Raw genomic sequence first — 19,085 nt, forward strand, 5'->3', positions numbered from 1 at the left:
TCGGCGATGCGTAATCCGCGCAGTTGGCCACGATCTGGTTTTATGGCGTGGCGGGCTTGCACTGTGGCTATCGCGACAGGCGACCTTCGTCATCAATGAGGGTCAGCTTGCAGGGCGCTACATTGCTCCATTTCCAAAGGACGAGGTTGAAATCGTCCTCGCGCGCGCCCGGCGCAAAACTCCTGACCAGCAAACCATGATAGCCGGCTGCGACAAGCCTGTCCGCGAAGGCTTGGGTCTTCGCTTGTCCTGCCTCCTTCATCTGTTCGCGCCACGTCGGATCTGCGAGGCTCGCATCATCCATTCCTTGCGCTCGCAGTGCCACATTGTTTCGCGTGTCGAAAATGGACCCGAACGCCGCGGAATAGGAGACAAGCGTCGTTGGCTGTAAGGCACCGACCTGATTTGCCTCACGAAGCGCGGTCATGATTGACAGCGACGTATAGAGTGCTGGTGTTCCCTTTCGGTTGAACCTGCCTCCGTAAAGCTTTGCTCCGCGTCCGGACATCGGCTCGCGCGCGTATACGGGGTTCAGCGCCCTGTATAGTGTTCCGTGAAAATCCATCGGTGCAATCAGGCGTGAACACCGGCATCGACCGCGTCGATATAGTCGAGAACTTCGTCGGCGCGGCCCTCACGTACGAGCTGCATGGCTGTCAGGCCGGAGAAGCCGGCCAGCGGTTCGGAACGATACCAGGCATAGGCCATCAGCGCGGAGCCGAACCGCGGTTCGACCTTGTTGACGATTTCGGTCATCTCCCGCAGGCGACGCTGGGTCTTGTCGGATCGAATGCGATCCTTGCGCTGGATCGCGTCTTTACCGAGACCAGCTGTGCGCGCGATCTCTTCGCTCGTTGTACGCAGTGCGTGTGCGATTTTGCGCGGCGAGAATAGCCCCCCGTCCGCATATTGGGCGAGACTCATTCGACAAGCCCTCCATTCAAAAATGCCAATACTTATGACGCAATATAGCGTCAGAAAGCGCGAATTTCAACGGGTAAGGAGTTCGCAGACACGAGGGGAGTTGCATCGATCGACAGCCATATCCAGCATTTTCGAGAAAGTACTGGCATACAGCGCTCCGGATGGTTTCTGTCATCCGCCTCACGCCACCCTCGATATAAAAGGCCAAGTGGCTCCAGCGCCGAAGAGACCGAAATCGAGAGTTCAGAAGTGCAAATCTCAAGTTATAATTGAGGTCAAGAGGCGAGAATTTCCAATCCGGAAGCCGTCAACCGTCTCGGATTTAAAAGGAAAAGATGAGGCAGGAAGAGGAGTGAACCTGCTCGCAGATCGGTCAGGCCGCTGACGCTGACGCTCAAGCGCGCCGCTCGCGATCCCGGCCCGTCGTCCTTCGCAGGGCTGTGAGCCCCGCTTGTCCGGCCGGACAGGGATGCTCGGCCGCAATTGCATCGGCCCGCCCGCTCCGCAGGGCGGAAGGTGTCTTCAGGAAGAAGACGGAGCCGGGCCGGTAAGGGACCGCGTCCGCAAATTCAAGAAGGAGCATTTTCATGCATCTCATGAAGGTTGACCCGCGTGCACTGAAGGAAAATCCCGACCGCTCGCGCCATACAATATCCACGCCCCAGGCCGATGCCTTGCTATTATCCACCATCAAGGCGGTCGGCATTGTCCAGCCGCCGATCATCGCGGCTGAGAAGGACGGAGGAAATGGCTATGTTATCAATGCCGGCCATCGGCGTGTGAAACAGGCTATTGCGGCCGGACTGGAGGAGATTGACGTACTGGTCGCCGAAGGGGCTAACGATCATGGCGCAATGCGCTCCATGATCGAAAACATGGCGCGCGAGCCGCTTAATCCCGTCGATCTTTGGCGGGCAATCGAACGGCTGATCGCGCTCGACTGGACCGAAGAGGCTATTGCGGTGGCATTGGGCCAGCCCGTCCGACAAATACGCAAACTACGCCTGCTTGCCAATGTCCTGCCTGCCATGCTCGATCGTATGGCGCGCGGTGATATGCCTAATGAACAGCAGTTGCGCACCATTGCAGCGGCTTCGGTGGAAGAGCAGAAAGAAGTCTGGAAGGCGAACAAGCCAAAGAAGAACGAGGCTGCATCGTGGTGGTCGATAGCCAATAGCCTCAATCGCAAACGTTTGTATGCGAAGGATGCGAGCTTTGGAGACGATCTCGCCGCCGCTTATGGCATCGAGTGGGTCGAGGATTTATTTGCTCCCGCGGATGAAGACACCCGCTACACGACCAACGTGGATGCATTTCTCGGCGCCCAGCATGAATGGATGACAGCCAACATGCCGAAGCGCTGCTCCATCGTTGAGATCAATAGCTGGGGTCAGCCGGAACTGCCAAAGAAAGCTGAGCGCATTTATGGCAAGCCGCAGAAATCCGACCAGACGGCCATGTTCCTTGATCGCGAGGGCAAAGTACAGACTGTTCATTTCCGGATGCCAGAGGTGAAGAAGCCAAAAGGCAAGACCGGCAATCACGATGCGGAAGGCGTCAGCCTGACTGGCGATGATCCGGTCGTCGTGGCGAAGACACGTCCGGATGTGACCCAAAAGGGTTACGAAATGATCGGGAATTTCCGAACAGATGCTCTTCAGGAAGCGCTTCGCCATGCTCCAATCGAGGACGACATGTTAATGGCATTGCTGATACTGGCTTTCGCGAGCCAGAATGTGCGTGTCGATCTCGCGAACGGCAACACCACGTATGGCAGGCAGGAGCTTCTACGCCACGCTGTCGATCTCTTCGATGAAAATGGCAAGTTTTCTTTCGACATGAATATCTTGCGCGCTACTGCTCGCAAGATGTTGGCCGATGTGTTTTCCTGCCGGCGAGGACCGTCGAACAGTGGCATTGTTTCGCGCATTGCCGGAGAAGCCATCGGCGCGGATGCGTATCTTCCCAACATGGGCGGAGAGGACTTCATGCTTTGTCTGTCCCGACAAGCGCTTGAAGCGGCATGTAAGGACACATCGGTTCTTCCCCGCCCGCGGGTCAGAGAAACCCGCGCTGCCCTGATTGAGCACTTTAAGAGCGGCCATTTTGTGCATCCGGCAGCGCTATTTGCGCCCAACAGCCAGGATGTGAGCGATTGGTTGAGCTCAGGCGCTGTTCTTCAGGGCGATGACGTATCCATCGCGGATGAAGACGCCCTGGAAGGAGTGGCGAGCAATCCCGATGATATGTCTGGCGCGGACGCCAGCGTAGAGGAACAGGACGATCCTGCCGCCAGCATGGCGCAATCCCCGGAAGACGATGCTTCCGGTGCAGATGATTATGAAATCGCCGCGTGATCGCGATTTCTTCGTCTACCAGAGCAACAACACGCCGCTGCCGGCCTATCCGGCGGCGGCTTTGTTTTCAGCAAAAGCAAAGGGGATTGAACCATGTCAGCGTTGCTGATCTACGATATTGCTCCGATTGGCTCCATCATTGAGTGGGGCGACGGCGGGCCGCGGCCACCAGAGCGTTTTCGCAAGAAACTGTCCGTGTGGAAAACACGCAATTGCAAAGGCCAGCTGGCACAAAAGCAGGGTGAACGGACCAGACCGAACTACTATTCCCGCCTGAATTCATTATCCATGAAGGCGATTTCGGGGCTGAAGGCACGATCCTGCTGCAGGTATTGCGAACCTTCACCATTGATAGTGAATTGAGTTCAAGGTGCTCGAACGCCCATCCGTCGGTACCGTGCTGGTGTTCGGCAGGGCAGGAATACGCGCCGAACTTGTTCATCTGGCTGAAAGCCACGAAGCAGCGCGACCTGGTTGAAGAGCCATGGTTATCCTAACGCCGTCTTTGAGCAGGTCCATGGCCGGACGCGATTGCCGCTGATCTCTTACAGGAAGGACGACACGTTGATTTCGCCTGGCCGACGCACGCAACCTGGCCCGATGGAGGAAGCCCGTTGACAGACCCGCGACAACGCAAGCTCATTGATCGCAATTCATCTTATGGCTGCGCTGGCTCCGCTTATGCGTCGGGGTCGCGCTGCTTGCTACCTTGGCAGAAGAGCTTGTCCGAGCGATACTTATTCACGCGCCAACCTTACCGCCGTTGTAGCTCGGCCGCGGGGGTCAGAGGCCATGTCACGCAAGCCCGGCCGGCAGGATCGGGTGATCGCCACCTTTCGCGAAGGCTATGGTCCAAGGCCAGATCGGGCGGTGAATCTGCCCGATTTTCGGTCGGATCTGCCGTAACGCCTTGTGGCGAGATGGAGGCGCGTCCGGGAAATGCGATGCCGAAGTTAATGTCCACGCGGCGCAGCCCGAGCGATTATCGGGCGGATTTGTAGCGGGGAGACATGGCCTTTTTTTCCCGCGGCGCCGCTTCGAGGCATTTACCAGCCCTTGGCCGTCCCTCCCTTCGGATCAGGGTGCGCTCGTAAACCGGCCGTCGGTCGCTTCAAGGCCGCGTTCCGCGCCGCCCTGCGGCCGGACGGGCCTATCTCGCCAAGGCAGGTCCGCGGGCTGCGCAGGGCTTGAAATCCCCGCTAGCCCGCACACCGGCCTCGCTTGATTTGTCCCTCCCGGACCCTGAAGCGCCCGTCTTCTCGCCGGTTTGGCCCGAGCACGCCCGAAGGGAGGGCCGGCCAAGGGCCGTTTCCGAGCCCTCGAGCGAACCGAAGGAAAGGAAATCCCATGTCAAAATCCGCTAGAACTCCGCGTCCCGCCACCCGCACTCTTCAGGCCCGCAAGGGCACTACACTGGAAATGGTCCGTCTCGCATGTCCCGATACCACGCAAGCCGCCATGATCGCCGAGAGTTTCGGTCTTGCAGTTCTCGACAGCGAGGGCATCTGCGAGCTTCACCGACGCATGATCATTGAAACCGCCGAAGCTCTGGGCGAAAGTCTCGGCGAGCGCGCCATGCACATCCATCTGCAACGCATCGTCGGCGCCTATGTCGGTTCTGCCCACGGCGCAGGCCAGTTTTACAGCCGGGCGGTCACGGAAGCGCGCGATCTTACCGCCAAAGCCGCCAGCGATCTCCGTGACGAGGACCTCGATGGTCCCGTCGGCTTTGAAAGCGCCGCGCAACGCAAGCGCGAGTTTGCCGCCGATATGGGCATCCAATCTCACGCCTTGCGCATGGCTGCCGAAGGCGCGGTCGCGGCCTATGAGCAGGTCCTCGGCGAAAAATGGAAGCCATTTGAACGACCTGTAGATAATCCCGGACAGTCCCTTGGCCGCGAGGCCGCCGAAATGCAGATGGCTGCATTCGGCTAAGACCTTCCGTCGCGGGGCTTCGGCCCCGCAAGCATTGCAGCCCGCTTCTTGGGTCAGGCCTGCCGGGACTTGAAGCCGGCGCAACGGCTGCGCCGTCCTCCACTGTGTTCCGGCCTTCGGTGCGCCGCCTCCCTGAGTCCCGGCTGTGGCCACCGCCACGGGCCGCAATGGATGGGGCCGCAGATGGAGGTAAAAAATGAGCATGAAAAATGAACAAAAGCGCACAGACATCCATGCGCAGATAACGGATCGGATCATCGCCGATCTGAAAAAGGGCGTGCGGTCATGGGTTCAACCGTGGGCAACAGGGGATGGAACGAACGGCGTTATCCGCCCGCTGCGCCACAATGGAGAACCCTATTCCGGCATGAATGTTATACTATTGTGGTCCGAGGCAGTTGCCCGCGGTTATACTGCGCCAACGTGGATGACGCTGCGTCAGGCCAACGATTTAGGGGGACGTATTCGCAAGGGCGAGAATGGTACTGTAGTCGTCTATGCAAGCCGCTTTACAAAAACAGCTATCAATGCTTCAGGCGAGGAGTTTGAACGAGATATCCCTTTTCTCAAGACATATCGGGTTTTCAACGTCGAACAGATCGAAGGTTTGCCGGCTAGTTATTGTTCGCCTTCTCCGGCAACTGAGCCATCCGTAACGGCAACTGAAAATGCCTTCCGGTTTTTTGCCGAGATCCGCGCGGATATCCGTCACGGCGGATCGCAGGCCTACTATTGCCCTTCCAGCGATCACATTCAAATGCCGGTTTCCTCCGATTTTAAAGACATTGTTTCCTACTTGTCGGTTCTGGGACATGAAACAATCCATTGGACGGCGCATCCTGATCGTGTTGGCCGTGATTTAAGTCGCTATGCGAAGGACCGCAGTGAACGCGCCAGAGAAGAACTCATTGCCGAAATCGGCGCGGCGCTTCTTTGCGCCGATTTGGGCCTCGTGCCGGAACTGGAGCCTCGCCCCGATCACGCATCCTATCTGGCAAGTTGGTTGACTGTGCTTTCTAATGACAAGCGGGCAATTTTCCAGGCAGCAGCCCATGCGCAGCGCGCGGTTAATTTTCTCCATGATCTTCAACCACGAACCGAGCCGATAAGGGGGGCAGCTTAATGTACGACAGCGGCATTTGTCACTCGATTGCATTTCGTGTCCTGAGGAGGCGACCATGCCTGCTGGTTCAATCGTCCAGACAAGTATTGACGCGGATGTGATGGAGCGTTGAACGATGCGGTAAAAATGTTGCCTGAGGTCGGGAACGCGGTTCAGATTCTTCTGGTCCGTAATGCAAATGGGTGTGTGGTTCGCCTCGAATTGTTCCCTAACAGCGAGATGCGCAACGCATATTTCCACGTGGCTGTGCTCACTGCACCAGAAGATTAGCTGCTCGATTTCTCCGATGATGTGAAGGCGCCCTTTTCCAAGCCTCAAGCTGCAACGCGTGGCGAGCCAGGTTTACTCAAAACTTGGATCTCACCTGGCCGGTACCGCGTTGGATCGCTGCAATGGGTGCAGGGTCTCTCGTAAGCTCTGGCTCGAGCTGTCACCATTGTGGTTGGCGGTCTGGCATGGGACGCCAAAGACCCCGCATTGACGGCATGCCCACACAACAGCTCATGCTTTGCATCGGTTGAAGGGCGGATACCAAGTTTCAGCGTTCCAGCACGGTCCGACTACGCGATACTCTTGGCAAACCCGGAGCGCTCACCAGAGCGAAGCGACGGGTGCGCTGATGGCGAAATCCATTCAGCTACTGCGACATGGACCCCGCCAGCGGCATTGAAGTGGCCGCTGGTCATGACAGGCGATAACGGGGATGGGAGGGTGAATCAGCACTGGCGGGGGAAAACAAACCAGGAATGCTCACGTGGTGGTTGGCCCTGTCGAAGAACATGACCGATGAAGAACGGCCATGCCCAGTTTCCTACCGTTTGAGGTTTGGGAGCGCCTATCGCTACCTCGATGAAGCCGGTTTGACCGGAGGACGCCTACGCCTCGATCGTCTTCCGCAACGGTCAGCCATGCCTATTTTCCGCCGGCGGGCAAGCCCACCTTTGCATCGCGAAGCAAAATAGCCCTGTCCGACCGTCCTTCATTCCATTACGGCCCTTCGGGTGCGGTTACGATCGCCCCCGGTCTTTTCACCGTCATCGAGGCAGCGATAGGCGCGGCCCGAGCAAAACGGAAAGGAACCTGAACATGGCAGTCATCGGCAACTTCGCGACAAACGGCAACACCATCATTGGCAACGTTCGTACTCTCACCGTCGGCTTCCGGGCCCGCCTTAGTCCCATCGAACGCGTCTCGCGTGACGCCCCTGACTTCCGGGTCACCGCAGGCAACGGGGTCGAAGTCGGCGCAGGCTGGAATGCAACCTCAAGCGACGGCGAGCCATACATCTCCCTCAAGCTCGATGATCCGAGCTTCAACGCTCCGATCACAGCAGCGCTATGGCCGAGCGAAGCGGAAGGCGAATATACGCTCATCTGGAACCGCCCGAAGCGCGAAGTCTGATCCATAGTCGAAGGAGCTCCGTCGCAAGGCGGGGCTTCTTTTGCGCGTAAAGCCGGAGCCGTTTGCCTCTTTGAGGCTGTACAATCAGTGGCTTGTCGCGCAAGTCTGGCGACTTTATCGCGAAAACGCAGCGCCGTGCGATCCCGCTCTCACAGCGCAACGAGCCCCATCTGCTTCTCCGGAATATCGAAGATTAGAGTTCTCTGATGCTAGGTCAGGCGAGCGTGGCGTCAGCGCGGTGACGATCCCCGTCCTAAAGCCTTTTCGATGAGTTTCAGGAAACTGGGGAATCCGTACGTAGGCAGACGAAACAGGTCAGCTATCAACTTTGACCTCATTCAGACCTCTGTCGCCAGCACCTGTTGCGAACCAGAGATGTCACGGCACTCTGCTGGAAACCCGGGTGCAGAGAGGTGCCCCCGCCGGTTTGCGTTTTCTGATTATTCTGGCCGGGCATGACAGCGACCGAGCGGGAAATCTATCCATGCAGCCGGTAATGTCATGGATGCTTGAACACCGTCATTTTCCTCCCGTTGCTGCACGACTTTACCACCCGGTGAAAGAACCTCGCGGCGTCAGTCGCTATCGATAGTGTCAGCGCAGCGATAGCCACGGCGGCGTTTGGTTCGGGCAAGACGAGCGAATACCGATAGCGCCTCGTCCTGACTGTCGAAGGTTTGCATCATGGATTGCCCGGTGGCGCCTATACGGCCCCAGGTTCGCACAACCGATGCACCACCAAACAGTGTCGGCTGAATCCCTAGCGCATAGAAGCGTCGCATATTCCGAGAAGGATCGATGCGGCGAAGATGAACTATTGTCTTATCATTGTCTGCCATGGCCGAACTGTCGCTTCCTTTCAAAGCCGCGTCCAACGACTTTCTTGAATCGATCAAGGCCAAACGATTCATTCTCGTGATCGATTGGCGTTTGGATGTGATGAGCTGGCCGGTCGGAGAGCGAATGATTGGGGAGCTTCCTCGCAGATGTGGTTCTGCTCGTACCAATTAGGACACGCAGGATTGGCTGACCGGTGCAGCAAAAAGATATGGTTCGTTTCAACTATGGCAACGCAAGCATCGTCGCGCACACATAGGCCAGACCTGGGACCCAGGCCGACAGTCATACTCTTTAAAATGAGCGAGTAAATCCTGCGTCCAAACGTGACGGGAGTTGCCGGCCAGAGCAAAGCGGAGGGCGTGTTGTTGGCTATCGAACCTTGCTCAACGAACCCGGTTGAAGGTGAAGGGCCCCGACACGCTTTTAGCTTTATTGCCTGCAGGTAACGAGGGACGGTTCGGCTTCAGGTTCTTTGTAGGCCTGTGACACCGCCGGGCGTGAAGGCCTTCGAACGCTACCGTCGGCGTGATCATTAGCGAAATTGGCCGTAACCTGGAGTCGGCCTCGCAAAAAAGGTCAAATGCGCGGTTTGACGAACCGATTTGCGCGCGCCGAAGCATCCAATCCTTCCGCCGGAAGTAGATCGCACGACCACAACGGATCGGACGGTGCCCCTGTACGATGATGATCTGCTCATCCTTCCGCATCAATTGCGTTATTTCATGGGGCATGATCAAAGGTCTTCTCTGGTAGTTGACACTTTCTGATCTGCGCGATGCGCTTTTTTTCATATCCCAGCCGATATTGCGGGAGCTGCTCCTTACCTCGACAGTCATCTCGCCGCATTGCGCCGATACGTTCCGCGCTGTATCGAGAGCTTTGATCGCGGCATAGGAAGCAAAGGCGCATCCGTCAATCCAGGACGTCGCACCATCTCTTCCAAAATGCCGTTCCAACTGGCCCACCGACTGGTACATCAACATCATCGAAATCCCGTACTTGCGACCCCGATCACGCGCCTCTTCCAAAACACGCATGTAGCCCAGAAGATCGACTTCATCGAGGATGAAGAGCGCTCGCCGCTTGAAGCTGCCATCGGCCTGTATCATGGCATTGATCAGTGCCCCGACGATCACCCGGCCGATGCCGGGATAGGAGCGAAGAATCGAAGCTGGTATGTTGAGGAACACATCCTTCTGACCAGTCACGATATCACTCGATTTGAAGGCATTGCCGCAGACAAGTGCGGCGTAGCTATCGAGCGAGAGCCATTGAGTATCTTTTGAGGCCGTAGAATAGACGCCAGAAAAGGTTTGCTCGGTCATGTTGGTGAAGACGCCCAACGTTTCCCGGATGAAAGCTGAACCTGAATTCTCCTGAATGTCTCGCAACATGGCGAGCACAGACGGCTCGGGTTCGGACACAATTTCGCGAAGGCTGCGCAGATTTCGCTTTCCCTCATAGTCCGGAGACAGCATGACATGGGCGAGCAATCCCGTCAGCAGATTGTGCGCCTGACTTTGAAAGTAGGAGCCAGTAGAACTTTCCAGGCGTGCGCTCTCCGACAGGAGCATATGCGTCAAGCCGACAATGTCCTCTTCTTGCTTAGGCGAGCTTTCGATCCCGTCCAGGACATTAAAACCCATTATCGGGTTGGTCGGGTCGAGCACCATGACCTCACGCCCGAGTCTTTTCGTGCGATGCTCGACCACCATTGGTGCGACCTCGGTTGACGGATCCAGGCAAATTAGCGGCCCGCTATAGCGCAGTGCCGTCGGCAAGACGTTGCTCGTGGTTTTGTACCCGCCTGATCCGGCGAAAAAGAGCATATGGGTGGAATCGAAATCCTGGCCGTAGGTCAGAAGTGGTGCCTTGCCGCCCCGGCCCCAGGTCGAGCGATCATTTGGGTCGAAGGGTAATTCATGGACAATCTCTTTGTCGACACGGTAGCGTTCGCCGACAACGATTTCGCCATCGGGTGGAAAAAGCTTTGCTGCAGCCGACATTGAAAGCCAGTCCGCATCACCGAAAGTCGCCTGTCGCACTCGTTTGACCTGTTCGGGAACGACCGTCGAGATGCGAGCGGAGGCAGCCACTGCTATGAAACCGCATAAGGCACCCACCACGACAACGGTGTCGAGATAGGATAGCGCACTGTCCCAACCTACGACACGGCGTCCGACGAATGGAGCGAGGCGTTCGTACTCTCGCAGGCCGTAAAAGCCGGCCGCTGATAGATAGCATAACAGACCTGTGATGGCGATTGGCCGCCTGCGATGCATTGGCAAGACCCACGCCGTCAAAAAGCCGGCAAGAGGCCCGAAGAGAAGTGCTGGTAATGGTGCGCCGCGCAGAAACCAATACGCCGTTTTGTGCGACATTCCCGAAGCCAGCCCTGCCCACCGCCAGCCAACTATATGGAACGTGATTGCCGTAACCGCGATGGGTACGAGAACAAGCAAGAGGCTCGGATGAACTTTCCCTTTCAGAGCCATTCTTGCACCTCGTCGATATGAGCAACCTTCTGCTTCAGTGCTTGAGCGAGGAATGCCTGTTTGCCGATAGCACGCAACCGCCGATGTTCCGGCGATCCAGTCGTAACACGGGTGAGTTCAAGCAGACCCCCGAGCAAAAAAGCTCTGTCAGCCTTGGACAGGCCCGCCTTTACGACGATACCGCCAAGCAGGAATTTCTCGCGAACTTCCCGTTTGCGGTCACCTGCCATTTGAAACCGCCTCCGGCGTTCCAGGCTCAGTAGCCGTTGATCTACGCGACGGAGCAGAGGCGCTATCACCCGGATTTTTCTCTTTGCGAAATCGTGCGGCTATCTCTTCGAAGACGCGATCGATCTCCTCGTCTGCGATCTCCATCTCTGCCAATCCCGATCTGGTTGCTGCCTTTGAAAAGCGCTCGGCAGATTTGACAACCATGGAGCGCCGGCGTTCCCGCAGTTTTTCGATCTGCGCATCGATATCCAGAATTGATGATTTTGCGGCCATCTGCGTGTTCCTCCTCGTACGACAATGAGCGGCTTTCCATTTAAGTAACTTGAATACGATAGTAAAGCAAGCTACCGTCCATAAGTCTTCAAGTCGTAAATGGGAAATTTTAGCCTGGAGTTTGTCTGGAGAAACGGCATCGGCCCTGCGGACCGATCGGTTTGAGGGCGCAATATACGTCGCTTGCGCGACGTGTTTGAGAGGAGCGAAAATCCGTCGTGGCAATCATGTTCGTCCGAGCGCAGATAATCGGTAGAGGAACAGGGCGCAGCATTGTTTCGGCGGCCGCCTACCGCCATCGCACCCGGATGATAGACGAACAGGCAGGCACATCTTTCAGCTACAGGGGGGGCGCGTCAGAGTTGATGCACGAAGAACTGGCGCTTCCGGACCAAATCCCGGCATGGCTGAAAAATGCTATCAAAGGAAAATCTACAGCCCATGCCAGTGAAGCTCTATGGAATGCAGTTGACGCATTTGAGACCCGAACAGATGCCCAGCTTGCACGCGAGTTGATCATTGCGCTGCCGGAAGAACTAGCCCGGGATGAAAACATTGCTTTGGTTCGCGAGTTTGTCCGGGATAACTTTACGTCAAAGGATATGATTGCCGACTGGGTGTACCACGATAAGGAAGGTAATCCGCATATCCATCTGATGACAGCTTTGAGGCCTCTTAGGGAAAGCGGGTTTGGGTCAAAAAAGGTACCCGTGCGGGATGAAGACGGGAAAGTGCTGCGCGTCGCCACGCCTGACCGCCCGAACGGCAAGATAGTTTACAAGCTCTGGGCTGGTGATAAGGAAACCATGAAGGCGTGGAAAATCGCCTGGGCGGACACTGCAAATTGGCATTTGGCACTTGCCGGTCATGAGATTCGTCTCGATGGTCGCTCCTATGCCGAGCAGGGCCTCGACGGCATAGCGCAAAAACATCTGGGACCGGAGAAAGCCGCTCTTGTCCGCAAAGGTGTAGCGATGCATTTCGCACCCGGCGATCTTGCGCGCAAGCAGGAGATGGCAGACCGTCTGCTTGCCGAGCCAGAAATATTGTTAAGGCAACTCGCCAATGAACGCTCCACCTTCGACGAGAAGGATATCGCCAGAGCGCTGCACCGCTATATCGATGATCCGGTCGATTTCGCCAATATCCGCGCGCGGTTGATGGCATCTAACGATCTTGTTCTGTTGAAGCGGCAACAGGTGGATGCGGAAACCGGAAACGCCAAGGAACCCGCCGTGTTTACAACGCGGGAAATACTGCGAACCGAATACGACATGGCGCAATCGGCGGATATTCTATCAAAGCGGCCGGGGCTTTCTGTTCCAGAGAAGGCCGTCGCTGCGGCAATCCGGCAAATCGAAACACAGGATCCGCAAAATCCATTTCGCCTTGATCGCGAACAGGCAGACGCAGTGCGTCATGTCACCCGCAGCAGTAGCATTGCCGCGGTTGCTGGCCTGGCGGGGGCGGGCAAATCAACACTGCTTGCCGCGGCACGTGTTGCGTGGGAAAGCCAGGGGTTTCGCGTAATCGGCGCGGCACTCGCTGGCAAGGCGGCAGAGGGGCTGGAAGAGAGTTCCGGTATCAAATCCCGAACACTAGCGTCTCTGGAGCTGGCATGGGCCGGTAGGCGGGATCTACTTGAACGTGGCGACGTACTCGTCATTGATGAGGCGGGCATGATCTCATCGCAACAGATGGCGCGGGTGTTGAAAGTTGTGGCGGATGCAGATGCTAAGGTCGTTCTGGTCGGAGATGCCATGCAGCTTCAGCCCATCCAGGCGGGTGCTGCTTTTCGGGCAATCAGCGATCATATCGGTTTCGCAGAGCTAGCCGGTGTGCGTCGCCAGCGCGAAGAGTGGGCTCGTGATGCTTCCCGCATGTTTGCTTGCGGCGATACTGAACAAGGCCTGGACGTCTACGCGCAGCAAGGTCGCATCACCGAAGCCGAAACGCGTTCAGAAATTGTCGAACGCCTGGTTGCTGACTGGACCGAAGCGCGGCGAAGCCTCCTTGTGAATGCTGCCGAAGGGGAGGATGCAGCGCGGCTTCGAGGGGACGAGCTGCTTGTGCTTGCCCATACCAATGAGGACGTCAGGCGGCTCAACGAAGCCTTGCGAAAGGTGATGATGGACGAGGGAGCCTTGACCGGATCACGGAAGTTCCAGACGGCGCGGGGAATGCGCGAGTTTGCATCTGGTGATCGTATAATATTCCTTGAAAATGCCCGCTTCTTCGAAGTGCGTGTGCCCCATCTTGGACCCCAATACGTGAAGAACGGTATGCTTGGCACAGTCATTTCGACCGGCAGCAAGCGAGAGGGACCAGTGCTGAGCGTTCGTCTGGATAACGGTCGCGAGGTCGTGATTAGTGAACAGAGTTATCGCAATCTTGATCACGGCTACGCCGCGACGATTCACAAATCTCAGGGTATCACCGTCGACCGCACCTTCGTGCTTGCCACAGGAATGATGGACAAGCATCTGACTTATGTGTCTATGACGCGTCATCGTGATCGCGCCGATCTGTATGCAGCGCGCGAAGATTTTGAACCGAAGCCGGAATGGGGACGAAAGCCGCGTGTCGATCATTCTGCTGGCGTTACGGGCGAATTGGTCGAAACCGGCGAGACGAAGTTTCGGCCCGAGGACGAGGACGCCAGGGAAACCCCTTATGTTGATTTGAAAACCGGCGACGGCGTCGTCCAGCGTCTGTGGGGAGTCAGTTTGCCAAAGGCCTTGAAGGCGGCTGGTGTGTCGTGGGGTGATACTGTCACACTACGCAAGGACGGTGTTGAAATAGTCAAAGTAGAAGTGACTGTCGTCGACAAGGAGACCGGTGGGAAGCGAACAGAGGAGCGTGAAGTCGAGCGAAATGTCTGGGTGGCTGATCTGAAGGAAACGGCCGATGCCCGCGAACTACGCATCAAGAAGGAGAGCCGTCGGCCGGAGTTGTTCAAACAACTGGTCGAGCGTCTGTCGCGTTCCGGTGCAAAGACCACAACGCTGGATTTTGCGAGCGAGGAGGGCTATCGGGCACATGCGGCGGATTTCGCGCGGCGGCGAGGAATTGATATTATGGCGCAGGTTGCGTTCGGAGTTGAAGAGGGCGCAGCGCAGAAGCGGAAGCAGGTCGCAAAGCTCTGGGAACGGGCAGGTGCGGCGCTCGGCTTCGTCATCGAGCGAGAAAGAAGCGTTTCCTATACTGAAGGGCGTCCGCAATATAGTAGGGCGGAAACTCCGGGAGACCGGCAGTATTTAATCCCGCCCACGACCTCGTTTGCCCGCAGTATCGAAGAAGACGCCCGTCGTGCACTGCTTCGATCTGAACACTGGGAGGAGCGGAACGCAATTCTGCGGCCGATCCTGGAGAAGATTTATCGGGATGCCGAAGGGGCCCTGGCCCGATTGAACGTGCTGGCTTCCGATAGACGAACCGCGCCGCGCCAACTTAGGGATGAGCTCTTGGCCAGACCGCAGCGTCTGGGCCGTCTGCGTGGATCTGGACACGTGGCCGATGACCAGGCCACGCGTGAAGAGCGGAGTGTAGCACTCGCCGCTCTGGCGGATTTGCTGCCATTGGCGCGTTCTCATGCTAGCGCGTTCCGCCGGCAGGCTGAGCGTTTCGGCATTCGAGAGCAGCAACGTCGCGCACATATGTCGCTGTCAATCCCGAAGCTCTCGAAAATGGCGATGGCGCGACTCGTTGAAATTGAAAAAATTCGCGAAAGGGGCGGTGACGACGCTTATAAGACAGCATTCTCGTTCGCGGCCGAGAACGTCCAACTGGTGCAGGAAATCAAGGCGCTCAGTAATGCCCTGACGGCTCGTTTCGGCTGGAACGCATTCACGATGAAGGCGGACGCTTTTGCGGAGCGCAACGTGACTGAGCGCATGCCCGATAATCTCGCGCCTGAGCGTCGCGAAAAACTGGCGCGGTTGTTTTCAGCCGTACGTCGTTTCGCGGAGGAACAGCGTCTGGCCGAAAAACAGGACCCATCGAAAATCGTTGCCGGCGCCAGCGTCAAGGCCGGCACGGATGCGGTACCCGTACTACCAATGCTGCCCGCCGTGACCGAATTCAAAACTCCGTTAAATGAAGACGCGCAGGCGCGCGCGTTAATTGCCGCACATTATCTTCAGCATCGCGCGGCGCTCACCGAAGCAGCGTCACTTATCTGGCGTGATCCAGCCGGAACGGTGGGAAAGATCGAGGAACTTGTCGTCAAGGGAGTTGCCGCCGAGCGGGTCGCCGCAGCGCTCGGCAGAGACCCCTCTGCTTATGGCGCCCTGCGCGGCTCCGACCGGCTGGTGGACAAGCTGCTTGCCGCCGGTCGTGAGCGAAGGGATGCGCTCCAGGCTGTGCCGGAAGCCGTCAGCCGCGTCCGTTCGCTCGGTTGGTCGTGGATTACTGCTCTGGATGCAGCAACCAAGGCCGTCAGTGAGGAACGACGACGTATGGCAATCCCCATTCCAGGGCTTTCGCAAGCAGCCGAAGAGGCGCTCAAGCAGTTGGTGGCAGATAAGAACAAGAAGAAGAAACAGAAGACTGACATTGTCCAGGCTGCCCTGACTCCACACATAGCCCAGGAGTTTGTCACTGTCAGTCGAGCGCTTGATGAGCGTTTCGGCAGAAATGCGGTCCTGCGCGGTGAAAAGGATGTCGTCAATTGCGTTGCGCCTGAACAACGCCGGGCATTCGAGGTGATGCAGGAGCGTCTGCAGGTTTTACAGCGGGCAGTCCGAATAGCAAACAGTGGGGAGATTGTTGCGGCGCGGCAGCTGCGCGCCATTAATCGCGGACGCGGTGTCATCCGTTAGCTTTTCCAAAGAGCGCAAGGAACTCGAATAGGTCCGGACAGGAGTTTTGTACGGTCTGATGGCCCCCACCTGCATTCCGCTAAATTTTGCTGATCATGGAAAGCGCTCAAACCGCTTCCGGCCCAGAGGGCCAGCACGGACTTAGCGTTACACAATATCGCCCGATCAGGGTGCCGGATGAACTCCACTCACTTGTGTGCCCGCGGGATGTTTAGTGACAGCGATTTCGTCTCAATCAACAACCCAATAACAGGGTATACGTAACCAAAATCGCGCTATCGGACAGGTCAAATCTCGCTCGAGGGAATACATATAGTTCCTTGTTCGAGCAGAGACTGCAATTCCCCGACTTTTCTGCGGCGCCCCATCGGCGTCCCCGTGTTGTCAGATCCCGTTCACGAGCTCGTGAGGGACGAGGGCTTGCCTTGGAGGAAGCCATTCGACAGCTTTTACTGAACGGAGTACGGCCTTCGGCAGGCTCCCTTCCATGAGTGTTCGAATTCCGTAGTAGGTCAATACGTCCCGGGCGAAAACGTGGAGAAGTAAACCGTCATTTGTGAAGTGGATATTCGCGCCCCCTGCTTCGAAGACCACGGACTTGCGGAATTCTTCCAGATGAGCAGATTGGCACAGTTTCGCAACTTTCTTATAAAGTTGCTCTGCCCTGTACGATGCGCATCTGGCGGGAATGAAAGCTTCACCGACATGCGGATACATGAAAATCCTCCCTAAACTGCAACTCGAGGCTTGTGCGACAGGGGGGCAGGCGAGAAGTCAAACCAAGGCGAGGACTGCCCTGGGCGCTTCTGGAACGGTGATCTGGACCTCTGTACAAGGGCTTTGCGCAGTTTAATTTGTGACGCATCTGCAAAAGCACCCGTAACGAAACCTCGAATACTCCACAGCAAACTGAAGACCGTCCCAAACCTTCAGCACGACCGATCTCCTCGAAAGAAACGCCGGCGCGACGGTAAACACGCCTCATATACGGTTCGTAGTTGGAAATGAGCTTATCGATACCATTGTCCAGCGCTACCTCGCACAGGGCGAGCAGTAGGAAGGAAAAGGCATTGGCTGGAAGCAGACCGGGCATATCGCGTTTTAGTAAGTCGTCGTCGATGCACATGCGTGTACCTTCCCAGATGCCAGGAGCTCTCAAACTGCAAGCATTGGGGAATGTGTCGCGAAAGACGTCATAGAGAAGCGTTGGCCCTGTTGTCGGCAGGAGACGCACTGAGCCGTAAAGTCGGGTAAAGTTTTTACCGCACCATAGAAGGTAGGCCGGTCCGTGATCGTCATAACGATCACGCTCCCATGGTCCGGAAACAGACACACTCCAACCGAGCCGATCTGCGAATATTTTCTTCCTCAGTCTGAATGACTGATCGAGCAAATACCTATATTTTTGATACTCGTGTGCTTGAACAAGGAGATACATACTTGCCTCCATCGATTAATGGAGAGCAGCATGTAATTCGGTGTGTGCCTGTTAAATCTCCGGAGATAGGCCCCCTTAATTTAAGGTATTGCCATAAGGATTGATCAAACGCAGCTGGATAGCGCGAGACGTGGCGGAGGCGATCGTTGCCGCGCCGAGCTTGTTTCTTGCAGAAGTCAGATAAGTTTGCACGGTGTGATCGGAGAGTTCGAGAATGGCTGCAATATCCTTGCTATTCTTACCAAGCGCGGTCCAATAGAGGCATTCCTTCTCGCGTTTGGTGAGCTGTGGCACAGGATCGTGTTTGCCGTGCAGTTCCACGATCGCCTTCCTGTGGATATGCAATCCAATTCCCTCCCATTCGTCCCGATACCGATTTACGATTTCGCTCCATTGGTCTGGTGGTTTTCGGGAATTCAAAGAAAAGAGAGCACGCCGTTTCTTGTCGATGATGGGAATTGAGTAGCCGCTGGCGCCAAGTCCATGTTGTTGGGCTTCGTTTAAAAACTCCTGCGCGTCCTCTGCGACGTCAAGGTCACGCCAATCGAACGCCGCTTCTCTCTCGAAGCCCTCCCGCACAACCGGATCAACTTTTGTATATCCGCTCAGGAGATAATGGGAAACCCAGCTGGGCGGGTAAGTTGTGCGAACGTATGGTGTGTCTACGACGTCTGCCACCGTCAGAGCAAGATGATAGGTCGCAAAGTCAACACCATAGGTGGTTTGCAATACCGCGAGTGCCTCCACAACAGATGATGCTGCCCGAATAGCCTGGACGGCATTGTGATAGCGCAATGGTGATTCATATTGCTTCATCGAGATACCCCCTGGAAAACAATTGGTCATGAGATCGACCAAAAGGAAATCGCAAAACCCCAAGTTCGGTTTCAGATTATTAAAATATTCTAAATTACAAATCAAATTATCGAGAGACATGATATAGTATAAGTGTCAATCGGCATCTCTAATATTGTTCTCTTGCTGCAGCCCCGTTGTCAGCCTCATGCCGAACTATTGCTTTTCTGCGGGCTGTTCTATAGAGGGTCGACGTTATCCGACTGCTGGTCCGAGGCTAAGCTACGTTTCGCCCAATCGATATAGCCAATCACACCTTGGGTGAGCGCAGCGGTCATCAGATCAACCGTGAGAAGCGTAGAGCCGCGGCGGCAAGCTCGTGGCGTGCTTCTTGGCCATAGGTCACGCCTTGCAAGGCACCATCATTTAACCAGTTCAGAGAACCAGCTTGCC

14 protein-coding genes and 1 pseudogene are annotated in these 19,085 nt (G+C 56.5%); 6 read left to right on the top strand and 9 right to left on the bottom strand.

What is annotated here, in order from left to right; all coding sequences use genetic code 11:
- Positions 1 to 67 precede the first annotated feature (67 nt).
- Positions 68 to 565, bottom strand: a complete 498-nt coding sequence (locus ACOWVS_RS20310; RefSeq protein ID WP_075042355.1) for an RES family NAD+ phosphorylase — start codon at positions 563 to 565, stop codon at positions 68 to 70.
- 8 nt (positions 566 to 573) lie between these two features.
- On the bottom strand, positions 574 to 924 hold the full coding sequence (locus tag ACOWVS_RS20315; protein ID WP_075042356.1) for an antitoxin Xre/MbcA/ParS toxin-binding domain-containing protein: 351 nt from the start codon (positions 922 to 924) through the stop codon (positions 574 to 576).
- 587 nt (positions 925 to 1,511) lie between these two features.
- Between ACOWVS_RS20315 and ACOWVS_RS20320 the strand changes: the two genes are divergently transcribed.
- The 5 genes from ACOWVS_RS20320 to ACOWVS_RS20340 all read left to right on the top strand — a co-directional run bounded on the left by ACOWVS_RS20320 (position 1,512) and on the right by ACOWVS_RS20340 (position 7,740).
- Positions 1,512 to 3,281, top strand: a complete 1,770-nt coding sequence (locus tag ACOWVS_RS20320; protein WP_075042358.1) for a ParB/RepB/Spo0J family partition protein — start codon at positions 1,512 to 1,514, stop codon at positions 3,279 to 3,281.
- On the top strand, positions 3,265 to 3,390 hold the full coding sequence (locus ACOWVS_RS20325) for a hypothetical protein (RefSeq protein ID WP_282097771.1): 126 nt from the start codon (positions 3,265 to 3,267) through the stop codon (positions 3,388 to 3,390). The genes ACOWVS_RS20320 and ACOWVS_RS20325 overlap by 17 nt, the downstream gene beginning before the upstream one ends.
- Before the next feature lie 1,238 nt (positions 3,391 to 4,628).
- A complete protein-coding gene (locus ACOWVS_RS20330) occupies positions 4,629 to 5,216 on the top strand; it encodes a hypothetical protein (protein WP_075042359.1) in 588 nt (195 codons plus the stop codon).
- Positions 5,217 to 5,412: 196 nt separating this feature from the next.
- The gene (locus tag ACOWVS_RS20335) at positions 5,413 to 6,339 is read left to right on the top strand and encodes an ArdC family protein (protein ID WP_075042360.1); all 927 of its coding nucleotides are present in this window, start codon (positions 5,413 to 5,415) and stop codon (positions 6,337 to 6,339) included.
- A gap of 1,086 nt (positions 6,340 to 7,425) precedes the next feature.
- Positions 7,426 to 7,740 (top strand): DUF736 domain-containing protein, encoded by a 315-nt coding sequence (locus tag ACOWVS_RS20340; protein ID WP_075042361.1) that lies wholly within the window; start codon positions 7,426 to 7,428, stop codon positions 7,738 to 7,740.
- Positions 7,741 to 8,315: 575 nt separating this feature from the next.
- Here ACOWVS_RS20340 and ACOWVS_RS20345 read toward each other — a convergent pair.
- The 4 genes and pseudogenes from ACOWVS_RS20345 to ACOWVS_RS20360 all read right to left on the bottom strand — a co-directional run bounded on the left by ACOWVS_RS20345 (position 8,316) and on the right by ACOWVS_RS20360 (position 11,579).
- The gene (locus tag ACOWVS_RS20345; protein ID WP_075042362.1) at positions 8,316 to 8,579 is read right to left on the bottom strand and encodes a WGR domain-containing protein; all 264 of its coding nucleotides are present in this window, start codon (positions 8,577 to 8,579) and stop codon (positions 8,316 to 8,318) included.
- Positions 8,580 to 9,156: 577 nt separating this feature from the next.
- Positions 9,157 to 11,075, bottom strand: a pseudogene (gene traG / locus ACOWVS_RS20350) (Ti-type conjugative transfer system protein TraG).
- On the bottom strand, positions 11,066 to 11,305 hold the full coding sequence (locus ACOWVS_RS20355; RefSeq protein ID WP_075042363.1) for a conjugal transfer protein TraD: 240 nt from the start codon (positions 11,303 to 11,305) through the stop codon (positions 11,066 to 11,068). Before ACOWVS_RS20355 ends, traG begins: the two are co-directional and overlap by 10 nt.
- Positions 11,295 to 11,579, bottom strand: a complete 285-nt coding sequence (locus ACOWVS_RS20360) for a TraC family protein (RefSeq protein ID WP_075042364.1) — start codon at positions 11,577 to 11,579, stop codon at positions 11,295 to 11,297. Before ACOWVS_RS20360 ends, ACOWVS_RS20355 begins: the two co-directional genes overlap by 11 nt.
- Before the next feature lie 218 nt (positions 11,580 to 11,797).
- Here ACOWVS_RS20360 and traA point away from each other — a divergent pair, with 218 nt between their 5' ends.
- The gene (traA, locus tag ACOWVS_RS20365; RefSeq protein WP_075042365.1) at positions 11,798 to 16,399 is read left to right on the top strand and encodes a Ti-type conjugative transfer relaxase TraA; all 4,602 of its coding nucleotides are present in this window, start codon (positions 11,798 to 11,800) and stop codon (positions 16,397 to 16,399) included.
- Positions 16,400 to 16,783: 384 nt separating this feature from the next.
- On the opposite strand, the gene ACOWVS_RS20370 is transcribed toward traA, so the two are convergent.
- The 3 genes from ACOWVS_RS20370 to ACOWVS_RS20380 form a co-directional block, all read right to left on the bottom strand.
- The gene (locus ACOWVS_RS20370) at positions 16,784 to 17,116 is read right to left on the bottom strand and encodes a hypothetical protein (protein ID WP_075042366.1); all 333 of its coding nucleotides are present in this window, start codon (positions 17,114 to 17,116) and stop codon (positions 16,784 to 16,786) included.
- A complete protein-coding gene (locus ACOWVS_RS20375) occupies positions 17,097 to 17,837 on the bottom strand; it encodes an acyl-homoserine-lactone synthase (protein ID WP_081375293.1) in 741 nt (246 codons plus the stop codon). The genes ACOWVS_RS20370 and ACOWVS_RS20375 overlap by 20 nt, the downstream gene beginning before the upstream one ends.
- A gap of 75 nt (positions 17,838 to 17,912) precedes the next feature.
- On the bottom strand, positions 17,913 to 18,653 hold the full coding sequence (locus ACOWVS_RS20380) for a helix-turn-helix transcriptional regulator (protein WP_075042402.1): 741 nt from the start codon (positions 18,651 to 18,653) through the stop codon (positions 17,913 to 17,915).
- Positions 18,654 to 19,085: the final 432 nt, after the last annotated feature.

The sequence above is a fragment of the Brucella sp. IR068 genome, from assembly GCF_049065885.1.
GTDB lineage: Bacteria > Pseudomonadota > Alphaproteobacteria > Rhizobiales > Rhizobiaceae > Brucella > Brucella intermedia.